Genomic DNA, 23,779 nt, shown 5'->3' with positions numbered 1-23,779 from the left:
TAGCACAGCGCTCCTCAGTCAAGCCGGAGACACTGTGCTAATTCGGGTTTGCTGCTTATAGTTACGCTTGATGCGCAGGCATCGGCGTCGATTGGAAGTAAATCGATTCCAGCACGTGCAGCAGCGCGCTGACGGTATCGAGCGAGGTCATGCACACGACGCCGTTCTCGACCGCTTCGCGGCGAATCCGGAAGCCGTCGCGCTCCGGCATTTTGCCTTTAGTGAGCGTGTTGACGACGAAATGCGCTTCGCCGTTGCGAATCAGATCCAGAATGTTCGGCGAGCCTTCGCTCAGCTTGTTGACGCGGGTTACGTTCAGCCCGGCTTTTTCAAGCGCCGCCGCCGTACCGCCTGTCGCTACGATGCGGTAGCCCAACCGGTCGAAGCCGCGGAAAATTTCCGTCGCTTCCGCCTTGTCTTTGTCCGCAATCGTCGCGATGATGGCGCCGGTCGGCGGCACTTTCATGCCGGAGCCGATCAAGCCTTTGTAGAGCGCCTTCGCGAACGTTTTATCGCGGCCCATGACTTCGCCCGTCGATTTCATCTCCGGTCCGAGCGTCGTGTCGACGCGGCGCAGCTTGGCGAAGGAGAACACCGGCACTTTAACGGAAACGTAGTTGTCTTCCGGCCACAAGCCGTTCTCATAACCCATATCCGCAAGCGTCTCACCCATGATGACGCGTGTCGCCACGTTAGCCATCGGGATTTTCGTGACTTTGCTCAAGAACGGAACCGTCCGGGAAGAACGCGGATTGACTTCGATCACGTACACTTCGTCTTGATAAATGACGAACTGGATGTTGACGAGGCCGACCACTTGCAAGCCGCGGGCGATTTTCGTCGTGATGTCGATAATTTTTTGCTTCAGCTCTTCCGATACGGTTTGCGTCGGATACACCGCGATCGAGTCGCCGGAGTGAACGCCCGCCCGCTCGATATGTTCCATAATGCCCGGAATCAATACGGTTTCTTTGTCGCAAATGGCGTCGACTTCAACTTCTTTGCCGAGCATGTAACGGTCGATCAGGACCGGATGCTCCGGATTGATTTTCACTGCGTATTCCATGTAGCTGAGCAGCTCTTCGTCGGAGTAGACGATTTCCATCGCCCGGCCGCCCAATACGTAGGACGGGCGCACGAGCACCGGATAACCGAACTTCGAAGCCATGCCAACGGCTTGATCGACCGAAGTGACGGTGCCGCCCGGCGGCTGAGCGATATCGAGCGAGCGCAGCAGCGCTTCGAACTTCTTGCGGTCTTCGGCCGCATCGATGTTCTCCAGATCCGTACCGAGAATGCGTACGCCGGCTTGGGACAGCGGTGCCGCCAGGTTGATCGCCGTTTGGCCGCCGAACTGCACGATGACGCCGATCGGCTGCTCACGCTCGATGACGTTCATGACGTCCTCGAAGAACAACGGCTCGAAGTACAGACGGTCGGACGTATTGAAGTCCGTCGACACGGTTTCCGGGTTGTTGTTGATGATGACCGCTTCGTAACCGGCGGCCTGAATCGCCCACACCGCATGAACGGTCGAGTAATCGAACTCGATGCCTTGTCCGATCCGGATCGGTCCGGAACCGAGCACGACGACCTTCTGTTTCGTCGTCTCTTTCACTTCATCTTCGGTTTCGTAGGTCGAGTAATAGTAAGGCGTCGAAGCTTCGAATTCGGCTGCGCACGTGTCGACCATTTTGTACACCGGCTTCAGGTTCAGGCCGAGGCGGTAAGCGCGAACGTCCGCTTCTTTCGTCATGTTCAGCCCTTTGTCGGCCGACTGGCGAATTTCGGCGATAGCGCGGTCCGTAAACCCTTTGCGCTTCGCTTCATATAACAATTCCGGCGTCAGTTCCGGCTGCTGGAGCTCGGCTTCGAATCTAATCATGCCCTCGAGCTTGTGCAGGAACCACCAGTCCACCTTCGTCAAGTCCTGCAGCTGCTGCACCGTGTAGCCGCGGCGCAAAGCTTCGGCGATCAGGAACATCCGCTCGTCGTCCGGCTTCACCAGACGCTGCTCCAGCGTCGCTTGGTCCAGCAAATCGGTTTCTTTCAAGAACAGACGGTGGACGCCGATTTCAAGCGAACGGATCGCTTTATGGATCGATTCCTCGAACGTACGGCCGATCGCCATGACTTCGCCGGTCGCCTTCATTTGCGTCCCGAGCTTCCGGTTGGCCGAGGTGAATTTATCGAACGGCCAGCGCGGAATTTTCGACACGATGTAGTCGAGCGTCGGCTCGAAGCAGGCGTATGTTTGACCCGTGACCGGGTTGACGATTTCGTCAAGCGTGTAGCCGATCGCGATTTTTGCAGCCATTTTGGCGATCGGGTAACCTGTAGCCTTGGACGCCAGCGCGGAAGAACGGCTCACCCGAGGGTTAACCTCGATCACGTAGTATTGGAAGCTGTGCGGATCAAGCGCGAACTGAACGTTGCAGCCGCCCTCGATATTCAACGCGCGAATAATTTTTAAGGAGGCCGAACGCAACATTTGGTACTCGCGGTCGGACAGCGTCTGGCTCGGAGCGACGACGATCGAATCGCCCGTGTGGACGCCTACCGGATCGAAGTTCTCCATGTTGCAGACGACGATACAGTTATCGTTCGCATCGCGCATGACCTCGTACTCGACTTCCTTCATGCCGGCAATGCTTTTCTCGATCAAGCATTGGTTAATCGGGCTGTAACGAATCCCGGATGCGACCGTTTCGAGCAGCTCTTCTTCGTCTGCGCAAATCCCGCCGCCCGTTCCGCCCAGCGTATAGGCCGGACGCACGATGATCGGATAACCGATCTCATTCGCAAAATCAACCGCTTCCTGTACCGTCGTCACGATCGTGCTGTCCGGCACCGGCTGCTCCAATTCGCGCATCAGATCGCGGAACAAGTCGCGGTCTTCCGCCTTCTCGATCGCGGTCAGCTGCGTACCGAGCAGCTTCACGTTCTCGCGTTCGAGCACGCCCGCGCGAGCGAGCTCCACGGCCATATTCAGACCGGTTTGACCGCCGAGCGTCGGCAGCAAGCCGTCCGGACGTTCTTGACGAATAATTTGCGTGACGAAATCCAGGGTGATCGGCTCGATATATACTTTATCAGCCATGTTCGTGTCGGTCATGATCGTAGCCGGGTTGCTGTTGATCAGAACGACCTCGTAGCCTTCTTCTTTCAAAGCTTGGCAAGCTTGCGTCCCGGCGTAGTCAAATTCCGCCGCTTGGCCGATGACGATCGGACCCGAACCGATAACGAGAATCTTTTTAAGTGTATTATTTTTTGGCATAGGTCAATTCCCCTTTCGAAACGGATCCTGCGGCGCCGTTCGCCTGCTGTTCGTAAGCCGCTGCGAGTTGCGCTTGGCGCGAAATCTTCGGCGTATTTTTTTGATGGTCGCGGATCATGGTCAGAAATTCGTCGAACAAATAGCTCGAATCGAACGGTCCCGGTGCGGCCTCCGGATGATATTGTACGGAGAAAGCCGGGTATTTCTTATGGCGCAAGCCTTCGATCGTACGGTCGTTGTTGTTGATGTGCGTCACTTCCAGCTCCGTGCCGGCGATCGATTCTTCCTTAACGGTGTACCCATGGTTCTGGGACGTGATGTAGCAGCGGCCGGATTTCAGTTCTTTCACCGGATGATTGCCTCCGCGATGACCGAATTTCAGCTTCTCGGTGTCGGCTCCGCTCGCCAAGGCGAACAATTGATGGCCGAGGCAGATGCCGAAGATCGGGAATTCGCCGAGCAGCTCGGCGATCATCTTCGCCGCATGCGGCACGTCTTTCGGATCCCCGGGGCCGTTGGACAGCAGAATGCCGTCCGGCGAGAGGCGGCGGATTTGCTCGGCCGTCGCATCCTGCGGAACGACGACCACATCACAACCGCGCTTCGTCAGGTCGCGCAGAATGCCGCTTTTGGAACCGTAATCGACAAGCACGACGCGCTCTTTCGTCCCCGGCGCGCTAAACACGCTTTTCGTCGAGACGCGGGACACTTGGTCCGTCATGAGCGGCGTCCCGTTCAACTGCTCGAGCAGCTCTTCGACGCGCTTATCCGATGTGGTCAAGATGCCTTTCATGACGCCAAGATGGCGGATGCGGCGGGTCAACATCCGCGTATCGATGCCGCTGATCCCGATAATGCCGTATTCTTTCAACAGGTTGTCCAGCGAATACTCGGCTCTCCAGTTGCTCGGCACGATCTCGTGCTCGCGCACGACAAAGCCGTGAATGAACGGACGGATCGATTCGAAATCGTCGCGCGCAATGCCGTAGTTGCCGATCAGCGGATACGTCATCGTGACGATTTGCCCGCAGTAAGACGGGTCCGAGAGAACCTCCTGATAACCTGTGATACCTGTATTAAAAACGATCTCACCCACCGAGTCGCCGGTGCTTCCGAACGCCTTGCCGGTAAACAACGTACCGTCTTCCAACAACAATCTTGCCTGCATCGATGCTCACTCCTTATGTAATGTTGTTTTCAAGCTTTACATCATACCGACCAAACAACCTTGCCTTCCACCATCGTCAGCGTCGGCCAGCCCTTAAGCACCCAGCCTGTAAACGGGGTGTTGCGTCCCTTCGAAGCGAATTCCGCCGGATCGACCGCTTTCTCCGACTCCAGGTCGATCAAGGTTAAATCCGCCGGTTTACCTTCAGTTATCGTTCCCCACGGCAGTCCGAACACTTCGGCCGGCAGCTTCGTCATCTTGTCGATCAGAAACTCCAGACTCCAGGCCCCCGTTTCCACGAACTTCGTGTACAGAAGCGGGAAGGCCGTCTCGAAGCCGACGATGCCGAACGGAGCGAGCTGTACGCCGCGCGCCTTCTCTTCCTCGCTGTGCGGCGCGTGGTCCGTTACGATGATATCAATCGTACCGTCCATGAGACCTTCGATACAAGCCTGCACGTCTCGCGGCGTGCGCAGCGGCGGATTCATTTTCCAGTTGGCGTCGAGTCCGGGAATATCTTCGTCCGAGAGCAGCAGATGGTGCGGACATACCTCCGCCGTCACCTTGATGCCGATCTGTTTCGCCTGCCGGATCAGCCGGACCGATTGCTCCGTGCTGACGTGGCACACATGATAATGGACGCCCGTCGCTTCAGCCAGCAAAATATCGCGGCCCACATGAATCGCTTCCGACTCGTTCGGAATGCCCTTCAGCCCGTGCTTGCGAGCGAAAGAGCCTTCCGAGAAGGCGGCGCCCTCTACCAGCGTGTTGTCTTCGCAGTGCGCGATAACCGGCATGCCGATCGAGGCCGCTTTAGCCATCGCGTCTTTCATCATCTGAGCGCTTTGCACGCCGACCCCGTCATCCGTATACCCGATTACGCCCGCTTCCTTCAGTGCTTCGAAGTCGGTCAGCTCGCGGCCGAGCTCGTTTTTCGTAATACAGCCGTACGGAAGCACGCGGACGACGCCTTCGGTTTCCGCTTTGTCCAGCACGTACTTCACGGTCTCGACCGTGTCGATGACCGGCCTCGTGTTCGGCATGCAGGCGATGGTTGTGAAACCTCCGCGGGCAGCCGAGCGTGTACCGGTCGCAATCGTTTCTTTATGTTCAAAGCCCGGTTCGCGCAGGTGCACGTGCATGTCGATCAATCCCGGTGTCAGCAGCTTGCCCTTGGCATCGATCACTTCATGTCCGCCGATATCCGGCGACGTGCCGTCCGCATCTGCAATACGGGCCACGAGACCGCCCTCCACCAGCACGTGCTTCGCTTGTGTTTCATTCCCTGCGCTGACAACGCGGGCGTTCAAGATCCAAATTCCCATGAAAACCTCCACATATGGTTAAAATGTTTCGCGCAATCCCCTTCGCTTAGCTCAACGCGCGCTCGATCACGGCCATCCGAATCGGCACGCCGTTGCTCATTTGCGTAAAAATTTTCGACTTCTCGCACTCGATCAGCTCGTCGTCGATTTCGACGTTCCGGTTGAACGGGGCCGGGTGCATGATGATCGCGTGCGGCGCCATTCGCGCAGCCCGCTCCGACGTCAGCCCGTAGGCGGCGCGGTATTCCTCCGCCGACCCGAACAGCGTGCCTTCGTGGCGTTCCAGCTGCACCCGCAGCATCATGACGACGTCGGCCGACAGCGCCTCGTCGATCGTAACATAAGGCGCGTGCTCGCCCAGCTCATCCGCACGCATGCCTTGCGGCGCGCAGAAGCTGACCCTCGCGCCAAGCGTTTGCAGCGCCCACAAGTTCGAGCGGGCGACCCGGCTGTGCTGGATGTCGCCGATGATGGCGACGTGCAGCCCTTTGAAGCCGCCGAATGTTTGGCGGATCGTATACAGATCGAGCAGCGCCTGCGTCGGGTGCTCGTTGTTGCCGTCGCCGGCGTTGATCAGCGGCACCTTGATTTTTTGCACCAGCTCGGGCAAGAGACCGTTCGGCTTCATGCGGATGACGCCGGCGTCGATGCCCATGGACTCCAGCGTTCGTACCGTATCGTAAATCGATTCGCCTTTTTGAACGCTGGATACGGCGGCTGTGAAATTGAGCACTTCAGCGCCAAGCCGCTTTTCCGCAACCTCAAAGGAAAATCTCGTTCTCGTACTGTTCTCAAAAAACATGTTGGCCACGAAGCGGCCTTGCAAATGACCGGTCACCTTCACCGGATATTGCTCCCAGTAAGCGGCGCGGTCCAAAATGGATGTCAGCTCTTCGGCGCTAAGCCCTTTCGTTCCGAGCAGATGTTTATCGGATAAAAGCTGAGTTCGTGTCATTCGCCTTGCCTCCTCTGTCCTGTGATGAGCACTTGGTCCGCGCCGTCCGATTCCGTTAAGTGCACCTCAATGCTCTCCATTCGCGAGGTCGGAACGTTCTTCCCCACGTAATCCGGCCGGATCGGCAGCTCCCGGTGTCCGCGGTCGACGAGCACGGCCAGTTGTATCGATTGCGGCCGCCCGAGATCCATCAGCGCATCCATCGCCGCCCTCACCGTTCGTCCCGTGTACAATACGTCATCGAACAAAATCACTTTCTTCTTATGAACCACGAGGCTTTGCCGTCCGGCTTCGAGCGCAGCCGCCTCTTCGCTCAAGGCGGTTACGTGCGGGGGTGCGGAGATGGTCCTGTCGTCGCGATATCGCGTGACGTCCACTTCCCCGATCGGTACGTTAGCTCCCTCGATTTCGACAATTTTCTCAGCGACCCGCCGGGCCAGATGAATGCCCCGGGTGCGGATCCCGATGAGTACGCAATCTTCAAAGCCTTTGTTTCGTTCCAATATTTCATGGGCGATACGCGTCAATGCTCGTCGTATGGCCGTATCGTCCATTAGCACAAGCTCGGTTTGCTGCATGAACACCGGAACCTCCTCACCGTTGTATTCCTTCATCACAAAGCGATCGACTGCGCAAGACATAAAAAAACCTTGCCGTGTGGACAAGGTTAGCGTGCGCGAAAATAGAACCTGCCCGCAGGAACCGAGATGAGCTGGACATAACCAACCCAAGTCGTTCCGTTCCGGGTAGACCGTTCAATTCGTCGTTCACCTTGTCAGCCTCACGGGACTGCATTTTAAAGGTGCTTTTCAGTTACGAGCATTATCCCACGTTCGACAGCGGATGTCAATAGACGTCGAGGTGCCTTCATCGTTCGAACCGAACAAGCGGACGATGAATCGGCATTGCCTTTCCTGTCAGGGCCGCCAGTTGCGTTATCGCGTTCGGGCCCGGTCTCCTTTTGCGGCATGCGGGGTCTTAAACATTGCTAGAAACGGTGGATTGTGCTATAAAAGATGTAGTTCGTGTCCGCTTGTCCGAGCGGCAACCTTACATAAGGAGTGGAAGTGAAACATTATGTCGATCGAAATGAATACCGAAGAAGTCATTAATCTTATCAAAACAAGCAAAAAGAAAACCCCGGTGAAAGTATATGTAAAAGGCGATTTGGAATCCATCGCTTTCGGCGATACGATCCAAGCGTTCGTATCCGGCAAAAGCGGCGTCCTGTTCGGCGAATGGACCGATATTAAAGCGGTGCTTGACGAGCAAAGCGCGAAAATCGAAGACTACGTCGTCGAGAACGACCGCCGCAACTCCGCCATTCCGCTGCTCGACCTGAAAGGCATCAACGCCCGCATCGAGCCGGGCGCCATCATCCGCGATATGGTCGGCATCGGCGACAACGCCATCATTATGATGGGTGCCGTCATCAACATCGGCGCTTCCATCGGCGAAGGCACCATGATCGATATGGGCGTCGTCATCGGCGGCCGCGTGAAAGTCGGTAAAATGTGCCACATCGGCGCAGGCTCCGTCCTCGCGGGTGTCATCGAGCCGCCTTCGGCGCAGCCGGTCGTGATCGAAGACGATGTGCTCGTCGGCGCGAACGCAGTTATTCTGGAAGGCGTGCGCGTAGGGGAAGGTTCCGTCGTGGCGGCCGGCGCGGTCGTCGTGGAAGATGTGCCTCCTTTCAGTGTTGTGGCGGGTACGCCAGCACGCGTGATCAAGAAAGTGGACGACAAGACAAAGTCCAAAACGGAAATTTTGAAAGACCTGCGCACCCTGTAAATAGCGCATGGATGCGGCTCGGCGCCTGGCGCCGGGCCTTTCTGTTAACCGTGCACGGCCCAAATTGCTTTCTTATAGGAGGCTCTGGTTCGCTTATGAGCAAAACCGTCATTCCCAGCCCGTTCGTTCAGGTGCGCCGCGAGCTGCACCAAATCCCCGAACCGGGCTTCCAGGAATTCAAAACGCAAGCTTATTTGCTTGACTTTATTTCCCGTCTGCCGCAGGACCGCATCGAAGTTCGCAAATGGCGGACCGGTCTTCTCGTGAACGTTCGCGGAACCGCGCCGAAGCGCAGGTATGGCTACCGTGCCGATATGGACGGCTTGCCCATTCAGGAGGACACCGGTTACGAGTTCAAATCGACGCATCCCGGTTTCATGCACGCGTGCGGCCACGATTTGCATATGAGCATCGGGCTCGGGATTTTGGCCCATTTTGCCTCTCATCCGATCCGCGACGATTTGACGTTTATTTTTCAACCGGCGGAGGAAGGTCCGGGCGGCGCGCTTCCGATGCTCGAAAGCGAAGAGTTTCAGGCTTGGCGTCCGGACGAGATCTTCGCGCTGCATATCGCCCCGGAATATCCGGTCGGCACGATTGCGACGAAGCCCGGCATCCTGTTCGCCAACACGTCCGAGCTCTTTATCGACCTTGTGGGCACCGGGGGGCACGCCGCCTTCCCGCACAACGCCAACGATATGGTCGTCGCCGCTTGTCAGCTTGTCGGCCAGCTGCAAACCGTCATCGCGCGCAATGTGAACCCGCTCGACTCCGCCGTGATCACGATCGGCAAGATCGACGGCGGCACGAAGCAGAACATCATCGCGGAGCGGGCGCGCCTCGAAGGAACGATCCGCACTTTATCCGCCGATACGATGAAGCTCGTTAAATCGCGCATAGAAGCGATCGTGAACGGCATAGAGGCTTCGTTCGCCTGTAAAGCCGAGATCGATTACGGTTCAAATTACATGCAGGTGTATAACGAAAAGTCCGTGACCGCGGAGTTTATGAGCTGGCTCAGCGAATCGCAGGCGGAGTTCGGCGTGAAGCTTCATGAATGTACGGAAGCGATGACCGGCGAAGATTTCGGATATTTCCTCGAATCGATTCCCGGCTTCATGTTCTGGCTCGGCGTCAATACCCCGTACGGGCTGCATCATGCGAAGATCGAGCCGGACGAAGCGGCCATCGATACGGCCATCGGCCTCATGACCCGCTTTCTGACCTGGAAGTCGGAGCAATAGCCTGAAATGATATGCAAACAGCCGTCCGGATCATTCCGAACGGCTGTTTGCGCAGTTAAAATTCGATAACATGGCGCCAAATTCAACGGTGGGGCAGCTTCTTCACGAACGCCTCCAGCCGGTCCATCCCGGCTTCCAGCACATCCATCCCGTATGCATACGAAAGCCGCACGTACCCTTCCCCGAAATGCGAGAAGGCATCCCCCGGAACAACCGCGACGCGGTGCTCCTCGAGCAGACGCATCGTGAACTCCATCGACGTCAACCCGAACCGCTCGATCGAAGGGAACATATAGAACGCCCCTTCCGGTTTCTCCAGCGTAAAGCCCATGCCGGTCAACCGGTCGTATACGAAATCGCGGCGCTTGCGGTACTCGGCTTTCATGGGGGCAGCGTCATCCACGCCCGCTGTCAGCGCTTCAATCGCCGCATATTGACTGATCGAGCTTGCGCAGGTCACGTTGTACTGATGAACCTTGACCATATGCTGGGACAAGTAGGCGGGCGCAAGCGTGAAGCCGATCCGCCAGCCTGTCATGGAATGGGATTTCGACAAGCCGTTAATGACGATCGTTTGCTCACGCATGCCCGGCACGGCCGCGAAAGAGCGGTGCGGCGCATCGTAGATAAGCTCGCTGTAAATTTCGTCGGCGATGACGAACACTTCCCGATCGGCCAGCAATTGTCCGATCTCCGCCAGCTCTTCCGACGCCAGGACGCGACCGGTCGGGTTTGACGGGTAACAGAGAACGACGCAGCGGGTCCGGTCCGTCAGATGCGGCTCAAGCAGTTCTGCAGTCAGCTTGAAGCCATTGGATCGCGTATCCACATAGACCGGTACGCCTCCGCACAATCGGACAAGCGGCTCATAGCCGGGATAGATCGGACCCGGTAAAATAACCTCGCTGCCTTCGGTCAGCAGCGTCCGCAGCGTAATATCGAGCGCCTGGCTTGCGCCAGTCGTCACGATGATTTCGTCCGCTGCGGCATACTCCAGTCCGTACTTCCCCTTCACGAACTGTGAGATGGCCGACCGCAGTTCCGGCAGCCCCGGATTCGGCGTGTAGGTCGTGCGGTGGTCGGCGATGGCCTGCTCCGCCGCGTGCAAAATATGTTCAGGCGTCGGAAAATCCGGCTGCCCGATGGTCAGTGTAATCGCATCCTTATATCCGCTGACCAGATTCGAAATTTTACGGATGCCTGAAATTTGAATGTCTTTGACCCGCGGATTAATGAGCCTCTCCAATTGTTCCATGTCCGGCTTTCATTCCTTATCGCGTTTTTAGTACGTCCAACAATCGCAGCATATCGTCCGGCAGCGGCGCTTCAAACTCCAGCCACTTTCCGGAGCGCGGGTGTTCGAAGCCGAGGACGGCGGCATGCAAGGCTTGCCCTTCCATGACGACGCCCCTGCTCTTCGACAGGCCGTAGGCCGGGTCGCCGACCAGCGGATGCCCGATAAACTTCATGTGGACGCGAATCTGGTGCGTTCGTCCCGTTTCCAGCTTCAGCTCGACTAACGTGTAGTCGCCGAATCGTTCCAATACGAGAAAATGCGTGACGGCACGCTTGCTGTTCTTCTCTGTGACCGTGTACAGCTTGCGGTCCTTCGGATCGCGGCCGATCGGCGCATCGATCGTTCCGTTGTCGTGCGGCACGTTGCCGTGCACAAGGGCGATATACTTGCGGTTGACCGTGTGCGCCTTCAGCTGCGCGGCCAGCCCGCTGTGGGCCAGGTCGTTCTTCGCAGCCATCAGCAGTCCCGAAGTATCCTTGTCGATCCGGTGCACGATGCCGGGACGCATCACCCCATTAATGCCGGACAAGTCCTGGCAGTGGTACATCAGCCCGTTCACGAGCGTGCCGCTGTAATGGCCGGGCGCCGGGTGCACGACAAGGCCGCGCGGTTTATTGATGACAATCACGTCCGAGTCCTCGTAGACGACATCGAGCGGAATCGGCTCCGCGGCCACTTCCAGCTCCTGCGGCTCGGGGATGATCAGCGCCAGCGTTTCGCCCTCGTTCAGCTTGTAGTTCGGCTTGACCACGCGGCCGTCGATAGTTGCATGGCCTTCCTTGATCCATTGCTGCACCTGCGTCCGCGACACCTCCTCATCCAGCGCCTCGGTTAGAAACTTGTCGATGCGTTCGCCCGCTTCCGTCGCTTCAATGACCCATTCCTGGCGGGAATCCAAATCCCCGGAGACTTCTTGCTGCACTCCGCTCATGGCTGCAAATCCCCGCTTTCCGATCCGGTCTTGACGTTCTGCTTCGCCTCGCGGCGCCAACTGATTAACGCGTCCAGGAAGATCAAAGCGACGCCGGAGACGATTGCGGAATCCGCCACATTGAAAATGGGGAAAATATAAGGCGTCTGCAGCCAGCTGAAATCGAATGTAAATTGGAAGAAGTCAACCACCTCGCCCGTTCTCGCCCGGTCGATGAAATTGCCGAGCGCTCCGCCCAGCAGCAAGCTTAACGCAAACGGCAGCAGCTTCTTGCCTTCGTCCAACGTCTTTTTCAAATACCAGATGATACCGATCACGACAAAGATCGTGATAACGATGAAAAACCATCGTTGGTTTTGCAGGATGCCGAAGGCCGCTCCTTTATTCCGGTGTGACGTAATTTGGAAAAACTCGCCGATAACGGAACGCGATTCTCCAATCACCAAGCGGTTGACAATCACCCATTTCGTCGCTTGGTCGACAAGCAGCACGATGACGGCGTACACGTAGTATTGTAAATATTTCAATGGAACAACCCCTTATTCGAGCTGACATTACAAGGATTTACCTAGCTAAAAAAATTCCGGTCCGCTTAAACTAACGGTAGGCAACCACCTCGAGGAGGCGATCATCTTGACGAACGTTCCATCCCGGGATCACGCGTTATCCGGGGCACAGCTGCAGGAGCTGAGCGCTAAGCTTCAGGAAGAGCAGCAGTGGCTTCAAGCGCACTTGACCGACCGAGAGCACGAAGGCCTGGAAAATTCGCTCCGCGATCAAACCGGTGAACTATCCGCTTACGACAACCATCCGGCCGACCTCGGCAGCGAAATGTTCGAGCGGGCTAAAGACATCGCTTTGCTTGAAAATGCGGAACGTCACTTAACCGACATCAACGAAGCGCTCGCACGCATCGAAACGGGTGCATACGGAACGTGCCGCGCTTGCGGGCAACCGATACCGTTCGAACGGCTGCAAGCTATGCCTACCGCGGCGTACTGCGTCAAGCATGTGCCCGACCCCAACGAATCGGAGCGCAGACCTGTGGAAGAGCAGCTGCTGGCTCCGCCATTCGGACGTACGAGCTTGGACGAGCTCCCCGATCAAAATCAATTTGACGGCGAAGACGCTTGGCAAATCGTGGAGAGCTGGGGCACATCCAATTCCCCGGCGATGGCGGAAGATCCGGATATATCCAACAACTACAACGATATGGAGATCGAAGCCGAAGAGAATGTCGGTTACGTCGAATCGTTCGAAAGCTTCGTCGCGACCGATCTGTACGGCCAACAGGTCACCGTCGTCCGCAACCAGGCTTACCGCGATTATATGCGCAATGGCGAAGGCTACGGCTTACTGGAACAAGAATCTTCCGTGGAGGACAGCTACGACTGAACGTTGCGTGCGGAATACGGAATCAACGCAACAAGTAACGAGCGTTCCGGCCTCAGCCGGAGATCGCTCGTTACTTGTTTGCGCGGATACACCGGGTTAAACCGCAGCGCCTTCTTTCAAGACGCCTGAGCACCGTTTGCACAACGTAGGATGCTCCGGATCGTGTCCAACCTCCGGCGTGACGATCCAGCAGCGCTCGCACTTCTCACCGTCTGCTACAGCGATGGACACCGCCATTTCCTTGAATGCATGCGCCCCGGCAGGCACCGTCTCTCCCGCTTCGTGCACGACGACACCCGACACGATGAAGAGCAGATCTAGCCTGTCAAAGCCGGCAAGCAGCTTCGCGGCTTCCGCATTCGGATACAGATGCACGCAAGCGCTGAGCGAGTTCCCGATGAGCTTCTCCTTGCGCGCTTCTTCCAGCGCCTTCAGCACATCGTCACGCAGCGAGATGAACGATTCCCACTTCTGCTCCAACGCTTCATCGAACAAGTCCGCATTCACTTCCGGCAAATAGGCGAGCTGCACGCTGGCCAGTTCTGTGCCCGGGATATATTTCCACACTTCGTCCGCGGTATGCGGCAGGATCGGCGCGATCAGTTTAGTTATAACCGTTAGCGTGTCGTACAATACGGTTTGTGCCGCTTTTCGCTCCGGATCCGCCGCCGCGCTGGCGTACAGCCGATCTTTCAGAATATCCAGGTAGAACGCGCTCATTTCGACGGCGCAATAATGATGCACCGCTTGATAAACGACATGGAACTCATACTTGTCGTAAGCTTTAATTACTTTGTCGGCCATCCGGTGCAGACGAATCATGGCGAATCGGTCAAGCTCGTTCAGGGCAGACACGTCGACGCGATCGCGAGCCGGGTCGAAATCCGACAGGTTGCCGAGCAGGAAGCGCAGCGTGTTGCGGATCTTCCGGTAACCCTCGGACGTTTGGGTCAAGATGTTATCCGAGATGCGTTGATCCGCCTGAAAGTCGGTTGAGGACACCCACAGACGCAAAATTTCAGCGCCCAGCTTGTCTGCCACTTGCTTCGGATCGATCGTATTGCCGAGTGACTTGGACATTTTCCGTCCTTCGCCGTCCAGCGTGAAGCCGTGGGACAGGATACCTTTGTAAGGCGCTTGCCCCTTCACCGCAACACCCGTGATCAACGAGGAGTTGAACCAGCCGCGATATTGGTCCGATCCTTCCAAATACAAGTCAGCCGGCCATTGCAGTTCCTCGCGCGTCTCCAATACCGCTACATGGCTGGAGCCGGAATCGAACCATACGTCCATAATATCCGTTTCTTTGCGGAAATGGTCGTGTCCGCAGGACGGGCACACGGTACCTGCCGGCAGCAGCTCTTTCTCATCCTTCAAGAACCATGCATTCGAGCCCTCCTGCTCGAAGATGCCCGCAACATGCTCGATCGTCGACTCATTCACGAGCGGCTCGTTGCAGCTGCGGCAATAGAAGATCGGAATCGGAACGCCCCATGCCCGTTGCCGGGAAATACACCAGTCGCCGCGCTCGGCGATCATGTTGTGCAGACGGGTCTCGCCCCACTCCGGCGTCCAGTCGATGCGTTTGATTTCGTCCAGCATCGCTTGACGGAATTTATCGACGGAAGCGAACCATTGCTCGGTCGCACGGAAGATAACGGGCTTCTTCGTCCGCCAGTCATGCGGGTATTGATGCTGGATCGTGTTCATATGCAGCAGGTGGCCGGAAGCTTGCAGCATCTCCGTGATCACCTTGTTTCCCTTATCGTAGAACATGCCTTCAAAGCCCGGCGCTTCCGCCGTAAAATGCCCCTGATCGTCCACCGGACACAACACGCCGATGTTATAACGTTGCCCGATGACAAAGTCATCTTCCCCGTGACCCGGCGCGGTATGAACGCAGCCCGTACCCGCTTCCAGCGTGACATGCTCGCCGACCATCACGAGGGACGTGCGGTCGTAGAACGGATGCTGGCAGAGCACATGCTCCAGCTCGGCGCCTTTGTAGGCAGACAGCACCTTCACGTCTGTCCAGCCGATTTCCTTCGCCGCCGCTTCGAGCAGCCCTTGCGCAAGCACAAACTTGCGGCCGGCCGCCTCTACCAGCAGGTAGTCAAATTCCGGATGCAGACTGATCCCGAGGTTGGCAGGAAGCGTCCAAGGCGTCGTCGTCCAGATGACGATCGCGGCATCCTCGGGCAGCTTGCCTTTTCCGTCTTTCACTTGAAACGCCACATAGATCGAGGTTGAAGTTTTGTCTTTATATTCGATTTCCGCTTCGGCCAGCGCGCTCTCCGAGGACGGAGACCAATAGACCGGCTTCAGCCCTTTGTAGATGTAACCTTTGTTCACCATGCCGCCGAACACGCGGATTTGCTGGGCTTCGTATTTTGGCTGCAGGGTTACGTACGGGTTCTCCCAATCGCCGCGGATACCTAGCCGCTTGAACTGTTTCTTTTGTTTCTCGACCCACTCGAGGGCGTAGGCTTTACAGTAATCGCGGAATTCCGGAACGCTCATTTTTTTACGGTCGACCTTGCCGCCGTTGGCGATGGCCTGCTCGATCGGCAAGCCGTGCGTATCCCAGCCCGGCACGTACGGGGCGTCGTAGCCCTGCATCGTTTTGAAGCGGACGATAATATCTTTCAATACTTTGTTCAGCGCATGGCCGATATGAATATCCCCGTTTGCATACGGAGGACCGTCATGCAGTATAAATTTCGGCTTGCCTTTGCGGCTTTCTTGCACGAGACGGTAGATGTCAATCTCTTCCCAGTGCTGCTGCATTTTCGGTTCGGCCTGCGGCAAGTTCCCGCGCATCGGAAACTCGGTTTGCAGCAGGTTTAACGTTTTTCCATAATCTACGTTTGACATATTTACCCACGCTCCTGACTTGATTCAAACCAAACAAAAAAAAGACCTCGCATCCCATAGGGACGAGAAGTCTCGCGGTACCACCCTGATTAAGACAATAGCCAACCCCATCCGCGGCTGACGCCCGACCGGATGAATCAATTGGCTTATAATCTTCGCTCCATGATCGATAACGGGATCATCCGTTGCTCTTTACTTACGCATCGGTTCAAGAGACGCTCCTGGGTGATATTCCTAAGCCGCCGAAGTCCGGGCTCGCACCAACCCCCGAATCGCTTGCTTCAGCCGTACGCCAAGTACTCGTCCCAGTCTTCGCTTTCACATATGGTAACTTAACAGGAGTATATCGAAAATTGCGCGCATCGTCAACTGACACGGCTTGTATGAATATCCGGGCTTGTCCGGTTTACGGCTGCTCCACTTCCGTGCGCTCAAGCGAGTTCCAATCTTCCTTGCTGAGCAGTTCGAGCTGCGCTTCGATTAACGTCCGGAAACGGGTACGGTAGATCGATGCCTGTTTCTTCAGCTCCTCGATCTCAACCGAGATTTTGCGCGCCTTCGAAAGCGATTCGTTAATAATCCGATCAGCGTTTTTCTCCGCTTCCTTGATGATGAGCTGTGCTTCTTTCTTCGCGTTCGTTTTTACCTCATCCGCAGCTTCCTGAGCGACGATGATCGTCTTGCTCAGCGTTTCCTCAATGTTTGCAAAGTGATCCAGCCGCTCTTGAATCGTAATCAATTGATTTTGCATCTCTTTATTTTCACGAATTAACGCCTCGTAGTCTTTAATAACCTGATCCAAAAATTCATTGACCTGATCCTCGTCATATCCTCGGAACGAACGACTAAATTCCTTATTATGTATATCGAGCGGTGTTAAAGCCATTCTTGCACCTCCTGCATATTTGAGCAACGTGCGCCGATGATGTTCGACATCCATGCGTATTGGTATATTTCGACAATACTTAGATTTTTCCTGCCTGCATAAATCAAAAAAATCGGCAATTTATGCATATTTGCCGATTCGAATGCGATACCTGCCTTTTTTGGTCAGCCCTTCGACTTCCAACACTTTGAACCTGCCGAACCCCTTCAGCGACACGACGTCACCCTGCTTCAGCGGCTTGCTCGGATCCTCTTCCTGCTTCCAATTCACTTTGCAGCGGCCCGCTTTGATCGGAACAAGCACCTTCGCGCGGCTGAGCCGGTACACGTCGCTGACAATCCCGTCCAAGCGGAGGGAAGCGACGGTCAAGTTCATGTCGTCGAGCTTCGTTTCCGTGGCCTGCAGCTTGTCCAGCGGCAGCGTGCCCGTATGCACGTGCACACGATGCACCTGGTTCAAGTGAAGCACGATATAATCGGCGATCTCTGCGGCGGCAAGAAAGTGGCATCCGGTCGGCAGCACATAGATGTCGCCGACTTTATCCCGTTTAATGCCCAAACCGAGTATTGCGCCCATATAGTCGCCATGGTCCAAATCGCCCAGGCTGTCGTCTGTGGAAGACACTTCGATTAGCCGGATGCCCATCTCTTCATCATCCAGTACGCGGTAATCCGGGGCGACAATCGCCCGCTTCCGCTCGGCGTTCGGGTGACCTCCCTCGAAGCGAACCTGCACGTCTGCGCTTCGATTCACGAGACTCGTTAAGATGAACGCTTGTCTTGGGTCTAAAAAATCGGTCCGTTTCACTTCATGCTGCTCGGCCCTGGCCACCCATTCGGCGGCTTGATCGACGAAACGATGCTCATCCGGGTGAAAGTGAGCGTAAATGTTATCCTGCGTCAGTTGAAATCACCTTCAATTAAGGGATGATGTAGCCGATGACGACGGCCAATCCCATGCCGATAAAACGTAGCGCAATTAAGGCGACGATCGGCGAAATGTCGATCATGCCTCCGATCGGCGGGATGAAGCGGCGAAACAGACCCAAATACGGCTCGCACAGCTTAGCCAGTATTTCGCCGATGAAGCTCTCCCTCGCGTTAGGCAGCCAGGAAAGCAGCACGTAAGCGATAAGCACGTATTGATAAATGTTGACGAGTGTGGATATGAAACCTTCAATAGAGCTCAAATACGTTCACCTCGTTTTTGTAGTCAAGCTTGTTCATCCTGGTTGAGCAATTCCGAGATGGAACCGTGAATTTCAACCGTATCCGGCGTGCACAGAAAAATATTCGGACCTATCTTGGAGATCGAGCCGTTCAAAGCGTACACCGTACCGCTCAGGAAATCGACGATCCGCGTCGCCTGATCGGTACGAACGCGGTGCAGGTTGACGACAACCGGGCGGCGGGAACGCAGATGATCGGCGATTTCCTGCGTTTCCTCGTAAGAACGCGGCTCGTGCAGGACGACCCGAATATTTTTTTGCGAATGAATGCTCACAATGTTCCCTTTAGTTTTACGCACTTCCTGCGCCGGAGTTTCATTTTCTTCATGCTGCTCCAAGCTGCGCTCGCGCTCGACGAGCTCTTCCTCTTCCTGCAGGCCGATCAAATTCATAAACTTGTTATAAACGCCCATATCCGTTCCCTCCTTTTGTTTGGTGACGCTTTATTCTTTACCCACCAAAATAGAGCCGAGCCTCACCCAAGTCGCGCCTTCCTCGATTGCCACTTCGTAATCGTTCGACATGCCCATGGACAATTCCGACACTTCGTAATCAAGTACGCCGGCGTCGTTCAAGCGGTCGCGCCACTCCCGAAGCCCCCGAAATACAGGCCTGGTTTCCTCAGCTTCCGCTTCGTACGGCGCCATGGTCATCAACCCGGCAATCCGAATCGAATCCATTCCCCGTATTTCTCTAACGAACGAGATCAGCGATTCCGGCTCCAATCCGTATTTCGACTCCTCACCGGATACGTTCAGCTGGATGAAGCAAGGCACCTGCAGCTGCAGCCCGGAAGCTTTCTTCTCAATCTCCTTGGCGAGCGACAGCCTGTCCAAGGAATGAATATAGGCGAACTTGCCGATGACGTCCTTTACTTTGTTCGTTTGCAAATGTCCGATAAAATGCCACGTGCCCTTCGATCCGAACGCTTCCCACTTGGCCGCCGCATCCTGCCAGCGGTTCTCGCCGATATGCGTAAGTCCGGCTTCGAGAACTTGTCCGGTCTTCACCAGCGAAACGTATTTCGTAACGGCAATCGTCCGCACCTCTTTCGGGTCGCGGCCCGAGCGGGCGCAAGCGGCTGCCACTCGTTCCTGCACGTGCTGTATGCGATCTGCCAATTGATTGTTCAACTTCATTATTCACCCCATTTACGATCGACCGCGTTCGAGACAGCGAACGGCTTCTAACGCGGGAAGCCTCTACGCTTCCCGGAGCCCGATCCAAGCTGCCATTCGGCCCGTCCTGCCGCCTTCCTTCCGATGCGAAAAGAACAGATCCGTATGACAGCTTGTGCATAAACCTGTTATTTCGATATGAGACGGCAATATTCCTGCTTTTATCATAATTTGTCGGTTGACTTGTTGCAAGTTTAACTTATATTTGCCGTTCGGCTGCTGCTCGTAACACAGTACGTCGACCGGTTGAACGGTTGCTTCCTCATCCGCCTCGCGAAGCGCCCGGTCGATCCGCCCGATGACGGTGTCGTCCACCTCGTAACAGCAGGCACCGATCGAAGGCCCGATCGCCGCTCTCACATCGCGCGGCTTCGTGCCGTACGCGGCGCTCATCGTCTCCAGCAGCGCCTTGGCGATTTGGAGTGCGGTGCCCTTCCAGCCGGCATGCGCCAGCCCGACCGCTTGACGGATCGGATCGTAAAAGTAAAGCGGCACGCAGTCCGCGAACAGCGCATGCAAGTAAACCCCGCGTTCGTTCGTCACGAACCCGTCCTTCGCCTGCAGCGCCTTCTCGCGCGAGTCGTTGCCCGCTCCGCGCCATGCTTTCGTTACCACTTGAATCTCGTTGCCGTGCACCTGTTCGGCATACGTACAGGCGTCGAACGGAAACTCCAGCGCCTCGGCCAACAGACGCCGGTTGCGCACGACATCGCCGGGTTCGTCCGCAACGTGAAGCCCGCAGTTCAAGCTGCTGAAATCGCCTCGACTAACGCCGCCAAGCCGTGTCGTAAATCCGGCGGACAGCTGCGGATAGGCGCGCGTGAAAGGCGCCAAGGCTAACAACTCGCAGCCGTTATCGGCTTTCTCGAGAACAAAAGGTTCCATTCCCCTTGCGCCCCCTGTCATCGTTTACCATTCAGTATACACGATACGCCTGAAAAGAACACCCCATTCGGCGCTTAATTCCCTTCGCGGTAATTGCGGTTGTATTCGTAGGAGACCTCGGTCTCCTCCTGCCGGACGCTGCGCATATCTTCGATTTTCACAAGCACGACGTCCATCCCGATCTTCACAATATTGCGCCATGGGATAATAACGTCCGTCGCGCCCCCGAACAATCCGAAGAAACGCGGCGAGTTCGGAACGACAATCGCCTCGATTCGCCCGTTCCGCAGGTCGAGCTCCAGATCGCTGATTTGCCCCAGCTTCTTGCCGTCCACGATATTGATGACGTCCTTCGTTTGAAAATCGGATATTTTCAAGCTGCCCTCACCACCGAGCTTTAGTTGATACTTTATGTGTATGTGAAAGTTGGGCAAAATGTCCATGCGTGTACCGTTTTCCATATAAAAAAAGACCTTTCCCACGGGCTTGGCCTGCGGTTCGGGTCGGATTTTCACGGTTGAGGTGCGGCTGTTTCAGTTTTTTACGTGCTTTTGCATTTGCGAGATGGCCGATTTTTCCAGACGAGAGACTTGCGCTTGCGAAATGCCGATCTCATCGGCGACTTCCATTTGCGTTTTTCCGTCAAAAAACCGCATGGATAAAATCATTTTCTCCCGGTCGTTCAGCTTGCGCATCGCTTCCCGCAAGGCGATTCCTTCGATCCACGACACATCCTTGTTGCGATCGTCGCTAATTTGATCCATTACGTAAATCGGGTCGCCCCCGTCGTGATAAATCGGCTCGAACAGCGACACCGGATCCTGGATCGCATCGAGCGCGAATACGACATCTTCCCTAGGAACGTTCAGCGCTTCGGAAATTTCGTAAATCGTGGGCTCGCGCGAGTTTTGGTTCGTCAGTTGGTCGCGGACCTGGAGCGCCTTATAAGCGATGTCCCGCAGCGAACGCGATACCCGAATCGGGTTGTTATCCCGCAGGTACCTGCGAATTTCCCCGATAATCATCGGAACGGCGTACGTCGAAAACTTTACATTTTGGCTTAAATCAAAATTATCAATGGCTTTCATCAGTCCGATACAACCGACTTGAAACAGATCGTCCACGTATTCCCCCCGGTTGTTAAAGCGTTGAATAACGGATAGCACCAGCCGGAGGTTGCCGTTTACTAATTTCTCTCTTGCAGATCGTTCATTCTTCGTTTGCAAACCGACGAACAGTTCACGCATTTCCGCATTGGTCAAAACCGGTAGCTTTGCCGTATCGACGCCGCAAATTTCGACTTTGTTTCGGGTCATTCGTGATTACCTCCCAAGGAGAAACATTAATGTACATTATCCCCCTGGACATTTTTTTTATGCGTTTTTTTCCAACTCGCCGCAGCACCCGCGAATGGCCTGCTGGAACGCGGAAAAGCTACAGAACGAACTGCAGCTTTTTTCTTCACCCTCCGGATTTTACACCATCTTGTTAAATTCTTTGCGAAGCCGCTTAATAATTCGCTTCTCTAAGCGGGAGATGTACGATTGCGAAATACCGAGCATGTCGGCCACATCTTTTTGCGTCTTCTCTTCGCCGTTCCGCAGCCCGAAACGCAGTTCCATGATGATGCGCTCGCGTTCGGACAATTTATCTAAAGCCTTATGCAGCAGCTTCCGGTCCACCTGCTCCTCAATGTTCCGGTATATCGTATCGTTCTCCGTGCCGAGAACATCCGACAGCAGCAGCTCGTTGCCGTCCCAATCGATATTAAGCGGCTCATCGAACGAGACTTCCGTACGGATTTTGCTGTTTCGGCGTAAATACATTAATATTTCGTTCTCAATGCAGCGGGAAGCGTACGTGGCAAGCTTGATCTTTTTCTCCGGATCGAAGGTGTTCACCGCTTTAATAAGACCGATTGCTCCGATCGACACCAGATCCTCGATATTGATGCCGGTATTCTCAAATTTACGCGCAATGTATACGACTAATCTGAGATTTCGTTCGATCAGCATCCCCCGGATGGCCGCATCGCCCGACGGAAGCTTCTCCAGCAAATATTCTTCCTCTTCGCGGGTGAGCGGGGGCGGCAGCGCTTCGCTTCCTCCGATGTAATAAATCTCTTCTCCCTTAAGCCCGAGCAGCAGCAAAAGACGAAAATACATGATTTGCAGCATTAGCTTCCACTTGACTAACATGTTCGACTACCTCCTATTCCGGTATGTTGACCGCTGTTGGTTTGACGCTAACCGCTGTGGCTTTGCACCAATGAAGGGTGAATAATGGCCTGGTAAGCGTTATCCGAGCTTAAGCGCCCGCCGTCAAGTCCGATGAGCACCTTGATCGTTTCGATTTGTCCGCTTTCCGTCGTAATGACCACTTTGTCAGGTTTGAGCGCCAGCATAAACTGCGTGCTTCGATTCACGCCCCGGTAAGGCACCAGCCGCAGCCGGTCCTGCCAGATGAAAGGTTCGGTACCGATGGCGCCTACGATCTGGTCGACTTCAGCCCGCCTGATTTTGGCCATCCACGTCTCGGGGATCCACTCCCCCCACTGCGAGGCTTCCATCACCATCACCGGCGTCTTCGTCAGCGGGTCGTACAGTTGATTGCCCGTGTCGATCAGACCGGTGCAGCTGGAGGCGATCGCATCAATGTACACATCCACTTTAGCCATGAAGGAAGCGATTTCTTGCTTTTGCTTTAACGCCAGCACGACCCGCTTGTAGATCCACATGGCTAGCGGAATCGCGATAATGAGGGGCGGAAGCGTTCCCGTCAATCCGCGACCGAACATGACCCCGTTCAAGATGTCGTGCGACGACTGCAGCACATACATGCATCCGACGACGCATCCGGCCGCTACGAAATTGATTACATAAAACGTGCCCAGGTTGCGTAAAAAGTGCACCATCCCTCCGAAGCCGAACGCTGTCAGCATCATCGCGAAGGAAAACGCCATCTTGGCGACAAAGGTGTACATAAAACCAAGCGACGGAAAAAACAAAAAAACCGCATAACTGCCGCCGATCACGGCGGATAGTACAAGCCTCCACGGACGTAGTCGCAGCTTGCGCGACCACCCGGTCATCCAAATCAAAGTGCCGTCGATCAACACATTGATGAGGAAAATGATATCGATATAAACGACCATTTTCCGTCACCTCTCTTTACCGCCACCATGCTTTTTTGCGAATGAGACAAGTATATAGCAATGGTATTCCAAAGTCTGTCTAAACATGACAGGAGGAAGCATCTTTTTTTGTCGGTTGCTGCAAACGGGTAGGGACGTCCTTGACCTCCGATCGGCCTAATCCAAGCTGTGCCCAGAGGCTAATACGGCAA

The 23,779-nt window shown here is 55.5% G+C and carries 22 protein-coding genes and 1 other annotated feature; of the genes, 3 read left to right on the top strand and 19 right to left on the bottom strand.

Annotated features, from left to right (window positions below; genetic code table 11):
• Nucleotides 1–61: 61 nt before the first annotated feature.
• The 5 genes from carB to pyrR are packed head-to-tail and all read right to left on the bottom strand — an operon-like array spanning nt 62 to nt 7,303.
• Nucleotides 62–3,277 (bottom strand): carbamoyl-phosphate synthase large subunit, encoded by a 3,216-nt coding sequence (gene carB, locus JMF85_RS13970; protein ID WP_155615259.1) that lies wholly within the window; start codon nt 3,275–3,277, stop codon nt 62–64.
• Nucleotides 3,264–4,445, bottom strand: a complete 1,182-nt coding sequence (locus JMF85_RS13965) for a glutamine-hydrolyzing carbamoyl-phosphate synthase small subunit (protein ID WP_201318401.1) — start codon at nt 4,443–4,445, stop codon at nt 3,264–3,266. Before JMF85_RS13965 ends, carB begins: the two co-directional genes overlap by 14 nt.
• A 41-nt stretch (nt 4,446–4,486) precedes the next feature.
• A complete protein-coding gene (locus tag JMF85_RS13960; RefSeq protein ID WP_155615258.1) occupies nt 4,487–5,770 on the bottom strand; it encodes a dihydroorotase in 1,284 nt (427 codons plus the stop codon).
• Between the two features lie 46 nt (nt 5,771–5,816).
• Complete coding sequence (locus JMF85_RS13955; RefSeq protein ID WP_127607253.1) at nt 5,817–6,725, bottom strand: aspartate carbamoyltransferase catalytic subunit; 909 nt, start codon at nt 6,723–6,725, stop codon at nt 5,817–5,819.
• Nucleotides 6,722–7,303 (bottom strand): bifunctional pyr operon transcriptional regulator/uracil phosphoribosyltransferase PyrR, encoded by a 582-nt coding sequence (pyrR, locus tag JMF85_RS13950; protein WP_054798759.1) that lies wholly within the window; start codon nt 7,301–7,303, stop codon nt 6,722–6,724. Before pyrR ends, JMF85_RS13955 begins: the two co-directional genes overlap by 4 nt.
• A gap of 499 nt (nt 7,304–7,802) precedes the next feature.
• Here pyrR and dapD point away from each other — a divergent pair, with 499 nt between their 5' ends.
• Nucleotides 7,803–8,516: a 2,3,4,5-tetrahydropyridine-2,6-dicarboxylate N-acetyltransferase gene (gene dapD / locus JMF85_RS13945; RefSeq protein WP_054798717.1), complete on the top strand. Its 714-nt coding sequence runs from the start codon at nt 7,803–7,805 to the stop codon at nt 8,514–8,516.
• A 95-nt stretch (nt 8,517–8,611) separates the two neighbouring features.
• The gene (locus JMF85_RS13940) at nt 8,612–9,760 is read left to right on the top strand and encodes an N-acetyldiaminopimelate deacetylase (RefSeq protein WP_054795541.1); all 1,149 of its coding nucleotides are present in this window, start codon (nt 8,612–8,614) and stop codon (nt 9,758–9,760) included.
• An 82-nt stretch (nt 9,761–9,842) separates the two neighbouring features.
• On the opposite strand, the gene JMF85_RS13935 is transcribed toward JMF85_RS13940, so the two are convergent.
• The 3 genes from JMF85_RS13935 to lspA are packed head-to-tail and all read right to left on the bottom strand — an operon-like array spanning nt 9,843 to nt 12,515.
• Nucleotides 9,843–11,015, bottom strand: a complete 1,173-nt coding sequence (locus JMF85_RS13935; protein ID WP_141333749.1) for an aminotransferase A — start codon at nt 11,013–11,015, stop codon at nt 9,843–9,845.
• 16 nt (nt 11,016–11,031) lie between these two features.
• On the bottom strand, nt 11,032–11,988 hold the full coding sequence (locus JMF85_RS13930) for an RluA family pseudouridine synthase (protein WP_054798716.1): 957 nt from the start codon (nt 11,986–11,988) through the stop codon (nt 11,032–11,034).
• Complete coding sequence (lspA, locus tag JMF85_RS13925; protein WP_201318400.1) at nt 11,985–12,515, bottom strand: signal peptidase II; 531 nt, start codon at nt 12,513–12,515, stop codon at nt 11,985–11,987. The genes JMF85_RS13930 and lspA overlap by 4 nt, the downstream gene beginning before the upstream one ends.
• Nucleotides 12,516–12,621: 106 nt before the next feature.
• Between lspA and JMF85_RS13920 the strand changes: the two genes are divergently transcribed.
• Nucleotides 12,622–13,383: a TraR/DksA C4-type zinc finger protein gene (locus JMF85_RS13920; protein ID WP_127607249.1), complete on the top strand. Its 762-nt coding sequence runs from the start codon at nt 12,622–12,624 to the stop codon at nt 13,381–13,383.
• Nucleotides 13,384–13,479: 96 nt separating this feature from the next.
• Here the strand turns inward: JMF85_RS13920 and ileS are convergent, their stop codons facing one another.
• The 11 genes from ileS to spoIIGA form a co-directional block, all read right to left on the bottom strand.
• On the bottom strand, nt 13,480–16,257 hold the full coding sequence (gene ileS / locus JMF85_RS13915) for an isoleucine--tRNA ligase (RefSeq protein ID WP_201318399.1): 2,778 nt from the start codon (nt 16,255–16,257) through the stop codon (nt 13,480–13,482).
• Between the two features lie 55 nt (nt 16,258–16,312).
• Nucleotides 16,313–16,579, bottom strand: a binding site (T-box leader).
• Nucleotides 16,580–16,663: 84 nt separating this feature from the next.
• The gene (locus tag JMF85_RS13910; RefSeq protein ID WP_127607245.1) at nt 16,664–17,143 is read right to left on the bottom strand and encodes a DivIVA domain-containing protein; all 480 of its coding nucleotides are present in this window, start codon (nt 17,141–17,143) and stop codon (nt 16,664–16,666) included.
• Between the two features lie 120 nt (nt 17,144–17,263).
• Nucleotides 17,264–18,046 carry a YlmH family RNA-binding protein gene (locus JMF85_RS13905; protein ID WP_127607243.1) on the bottom strand — a complete coding sequence of 261 codons (783 nt, stop codon included), beginning with the start codon at nt 18,044–18,046 and terminating at the stop codon, nt 17,264–17,266.
• A gap of 16 nt (nt 18,047–18,062) precedes the next feature.
• Nucleotides 18,063–18,332 carry a YggT family protein gene (locus JMF85_RS13900; protein WP_054795537.1) on the bottom strand — a complete coding sequence of 90 codons (270 nt, stop codon included), beginning with the start codon at nt 18,330–18,332 and terminating at the stop codon, nt 18,063–18,065.
• A gap of 23 nt (nt 18,333–18,355) precedes the next feature.
• Nucleotides 18,356–18,784, bottom strand: coding sequence for a cell division protein SepF (locus JMF85_RS13895; RefSeq protein WP_141333752.1), 429 nt, complete (start codon nt 18,782–18,784; stop codon nt 18,356–18,358).
• 30 nt (nt 18,785–18,814) lie between these two features.
• A complete protein-coding gene (locus tag JMF85_RS13890; protein WP_201318398.1) occupies nt 18,815–19,510 on the bottom strand; it encodes a YggS family pyridoxal phosphate-dependent enzyme in 696 nt (231 codons plus the stop codon).
• Between the two features lie 63 nt (nt 19,511–19,573).
• On the bottom strand, nt 19,574–20,434 hold the full coding sequence (gene pgeF / locus JMF85_RS13885; protein ID WP_201318397.1) for a peptidoglycan editing factor PgeF: 861 nt from the start codon (nt 20,432–20,434) through the stop codon (nt 19,574–19,576).
• A gap of 74 nt (nt 20,435–20,508) precedes the next feature.
• Complete coding sequence (locus JMF85_RS13880) at nt 20,509–20,811, bottom strand: YlmC/YmxH family sporulation protein (protein WP_054795534.1); 303 nt, start codon at nt 20,809–20,811, stop codon at nt 20,509–20,511.
• 156 nt (nt 20,812–20,967) lie between these two features.
• A complete protein-coding gene (gene sigG, locus JMF85_RS13875) occupies nt 20,968–21,750 on the bottom strand; it encodes an RNA polymerase sporulation sigma factor SigG (RefSeq protein WP_127607235.1) in 783 nt (260 codons plus the stop codon).
• 159 nt (nt 21,751–21,909) lie between these two features.
• Nucleotides 21,910–22,632, bottom strand: a complete 723-nt coding sequence (gene sigE, locus JMF85_RS13870) for an RNA polymerase sporulation sigma factor SigE (RefSeq protein WP_054795533.1) — start codon at nt 22,630–22,632, stop codon at nt 21,910–21,912.
• Between the two features lie 47 nt (nt 22,633–22,679).
• The gene (gene spoIIGA / locus JMF85_RS13865; protein ID WP_201318396.1) at nt 22,680–23,588 is read right to left on the bottom strand and encodes a sigma-E processing peptidase SpoIIGA; all 909 of its coding nucleotides are present in this window, start codon (nt 23,586–23,588) and stop codon (nt 22,680–22,682) included.
• Nucleotides 23,589–23,779: the final 191 nt, after the last annotated feature.

It is taken from the genome of Paenibacillus sp. EPM92, assembly GCF_016586185.1.
GTDB classification, from domain to species: domain Bacteria; phylum Bacillota; class Bacilli; order Paenibacillales; family NBRC-103111; genus Paenibacillus_G; species Paenibacillus_G validus.
Note: the sequence above shows the minus strand (reverse complement) of the source record. Positions and strands in the feature narration are given on the sequence as shown.

Excerpts from the sequence above, each read along its gene's own strand:
- JMF85_RS13895 (WP_141333752.1), bottom strand. The coding sequence starts at position 18,784 with ATGGGCGTTTATAACAAGTTTATGAATTTGATCGGCCTGCAGGAAGAG.
- spoIIGA (WP_201318396.1), bottom strand. The coding sequence starts at position 23,588 with ATGGTCGTTTATATCGATATCATTTTCCTCATCAATGTGTTGATCGAC.
- JMF85_RS13910 (WP_127607245.1), bottom strand. The coding sequence starts at position 17,143 with ATGGCTTTAACACCGCTCGATATACATAATAAGGAATTTAGTCGTTCG.
- carB (WP_155615259.1), bottom strand. The coding sequence starts at position 3,277 with ATGCCAAAAAATAATACACTTAAAAAGATTCTCGTTATCGGTTCGGGT.
- JMF85_RS13890 (WP_201318398.1), bottom strand. The coding sequence starts at position 19,510 with ATGAAGTTGAACAATCAATTGGCAGATCGCATACAGCACGTGCAGGAA.
- JMF85_RS13930 (WP_054798716.1), bottom strand. The coding sequence starts at position 11,988 with ATGAGCGGAGTGCAGCAAGAAGTCTCCGGGGATTTGGATTCCCGCCAG.
- sigE (WP_054795533.1), bottom strand. The coding sequence starts at position 22,632 with ATGTTAGTCAAGTGGAAGCTAATGCTGCAAATCATGTATTTTCGTCTT.
- JMF85_RS13935 (WP_141333749.1), bottom strand. The coding sequence starts at position 11,015 with ATGGAACAATTGGAGAGGCTCATTAATCCGCGGGTCAAAGACATTCAA.
- sigG (WP_127607235.1), bottom strand. The coding sequence starts at position 21,750 with ATGACCCGAAACAAAGTCGAAATTTGCGGCGTCGATACGGCAAAGCTA.
- JMF85_RS13940 (WP_054795541.1), top strand. The coding sequence starts at position 8,612 with ATGAGCAAAACCGTCATTCCCAGCCCGTTCGTTCAGGTGCGCCGCGAG.
- pyrR (WP_054798759.1), bottom strand. The coding sequence starts at position 7,303 with ATGCAGCAAACCGAGCTTGTGCTAATGGACGATACGGCCATACGACGA.
- JMF85_RS13965 (WP_201318401.1), bottom strand. The coding sequence starts at position 4,445 with ATGCAGGCAAGATTGTTGTTGGAAGACGGTACGTTGTTTACCGGCAAG.
- dapD (WP_054798717.1), top strand. The coding sequence starts at position 7,803 with ATGTCGATCGAAATGAATACCGAAGAAGTCATTAATCTTATCAAAACA.
- JMF85_RS13955 (WP_127607253.1), bottom strand. The coding sequence starts at position 6,725 with ATGACACGAACTCAGCTTTTATCCGATAAACATCTGCTCGGAACGAAA.
- JMF85_RS13960 (WP_155615258.1), bottom strand. The coding sequence starts at position 5,770 with ATGGGAATTTGGATCTTGAACGCCCGCGTTGTCAGCGCAGGGAATGAA.
- ileS (WP_201318399.1), bottom strand. The coding sequence starts at position 16,257 with ATGTCAAACGTAGATTATGGAAAAACGTTAAACCTGCTGCAAACCGAG.
- pgeF (WP_201318397.1), bottom strand. The coding sequence starts at position 20,434 with ATGGAACCTTTTGTTCTCGAGAAAGCCGATAACGGCTGCGAGTTGTTA.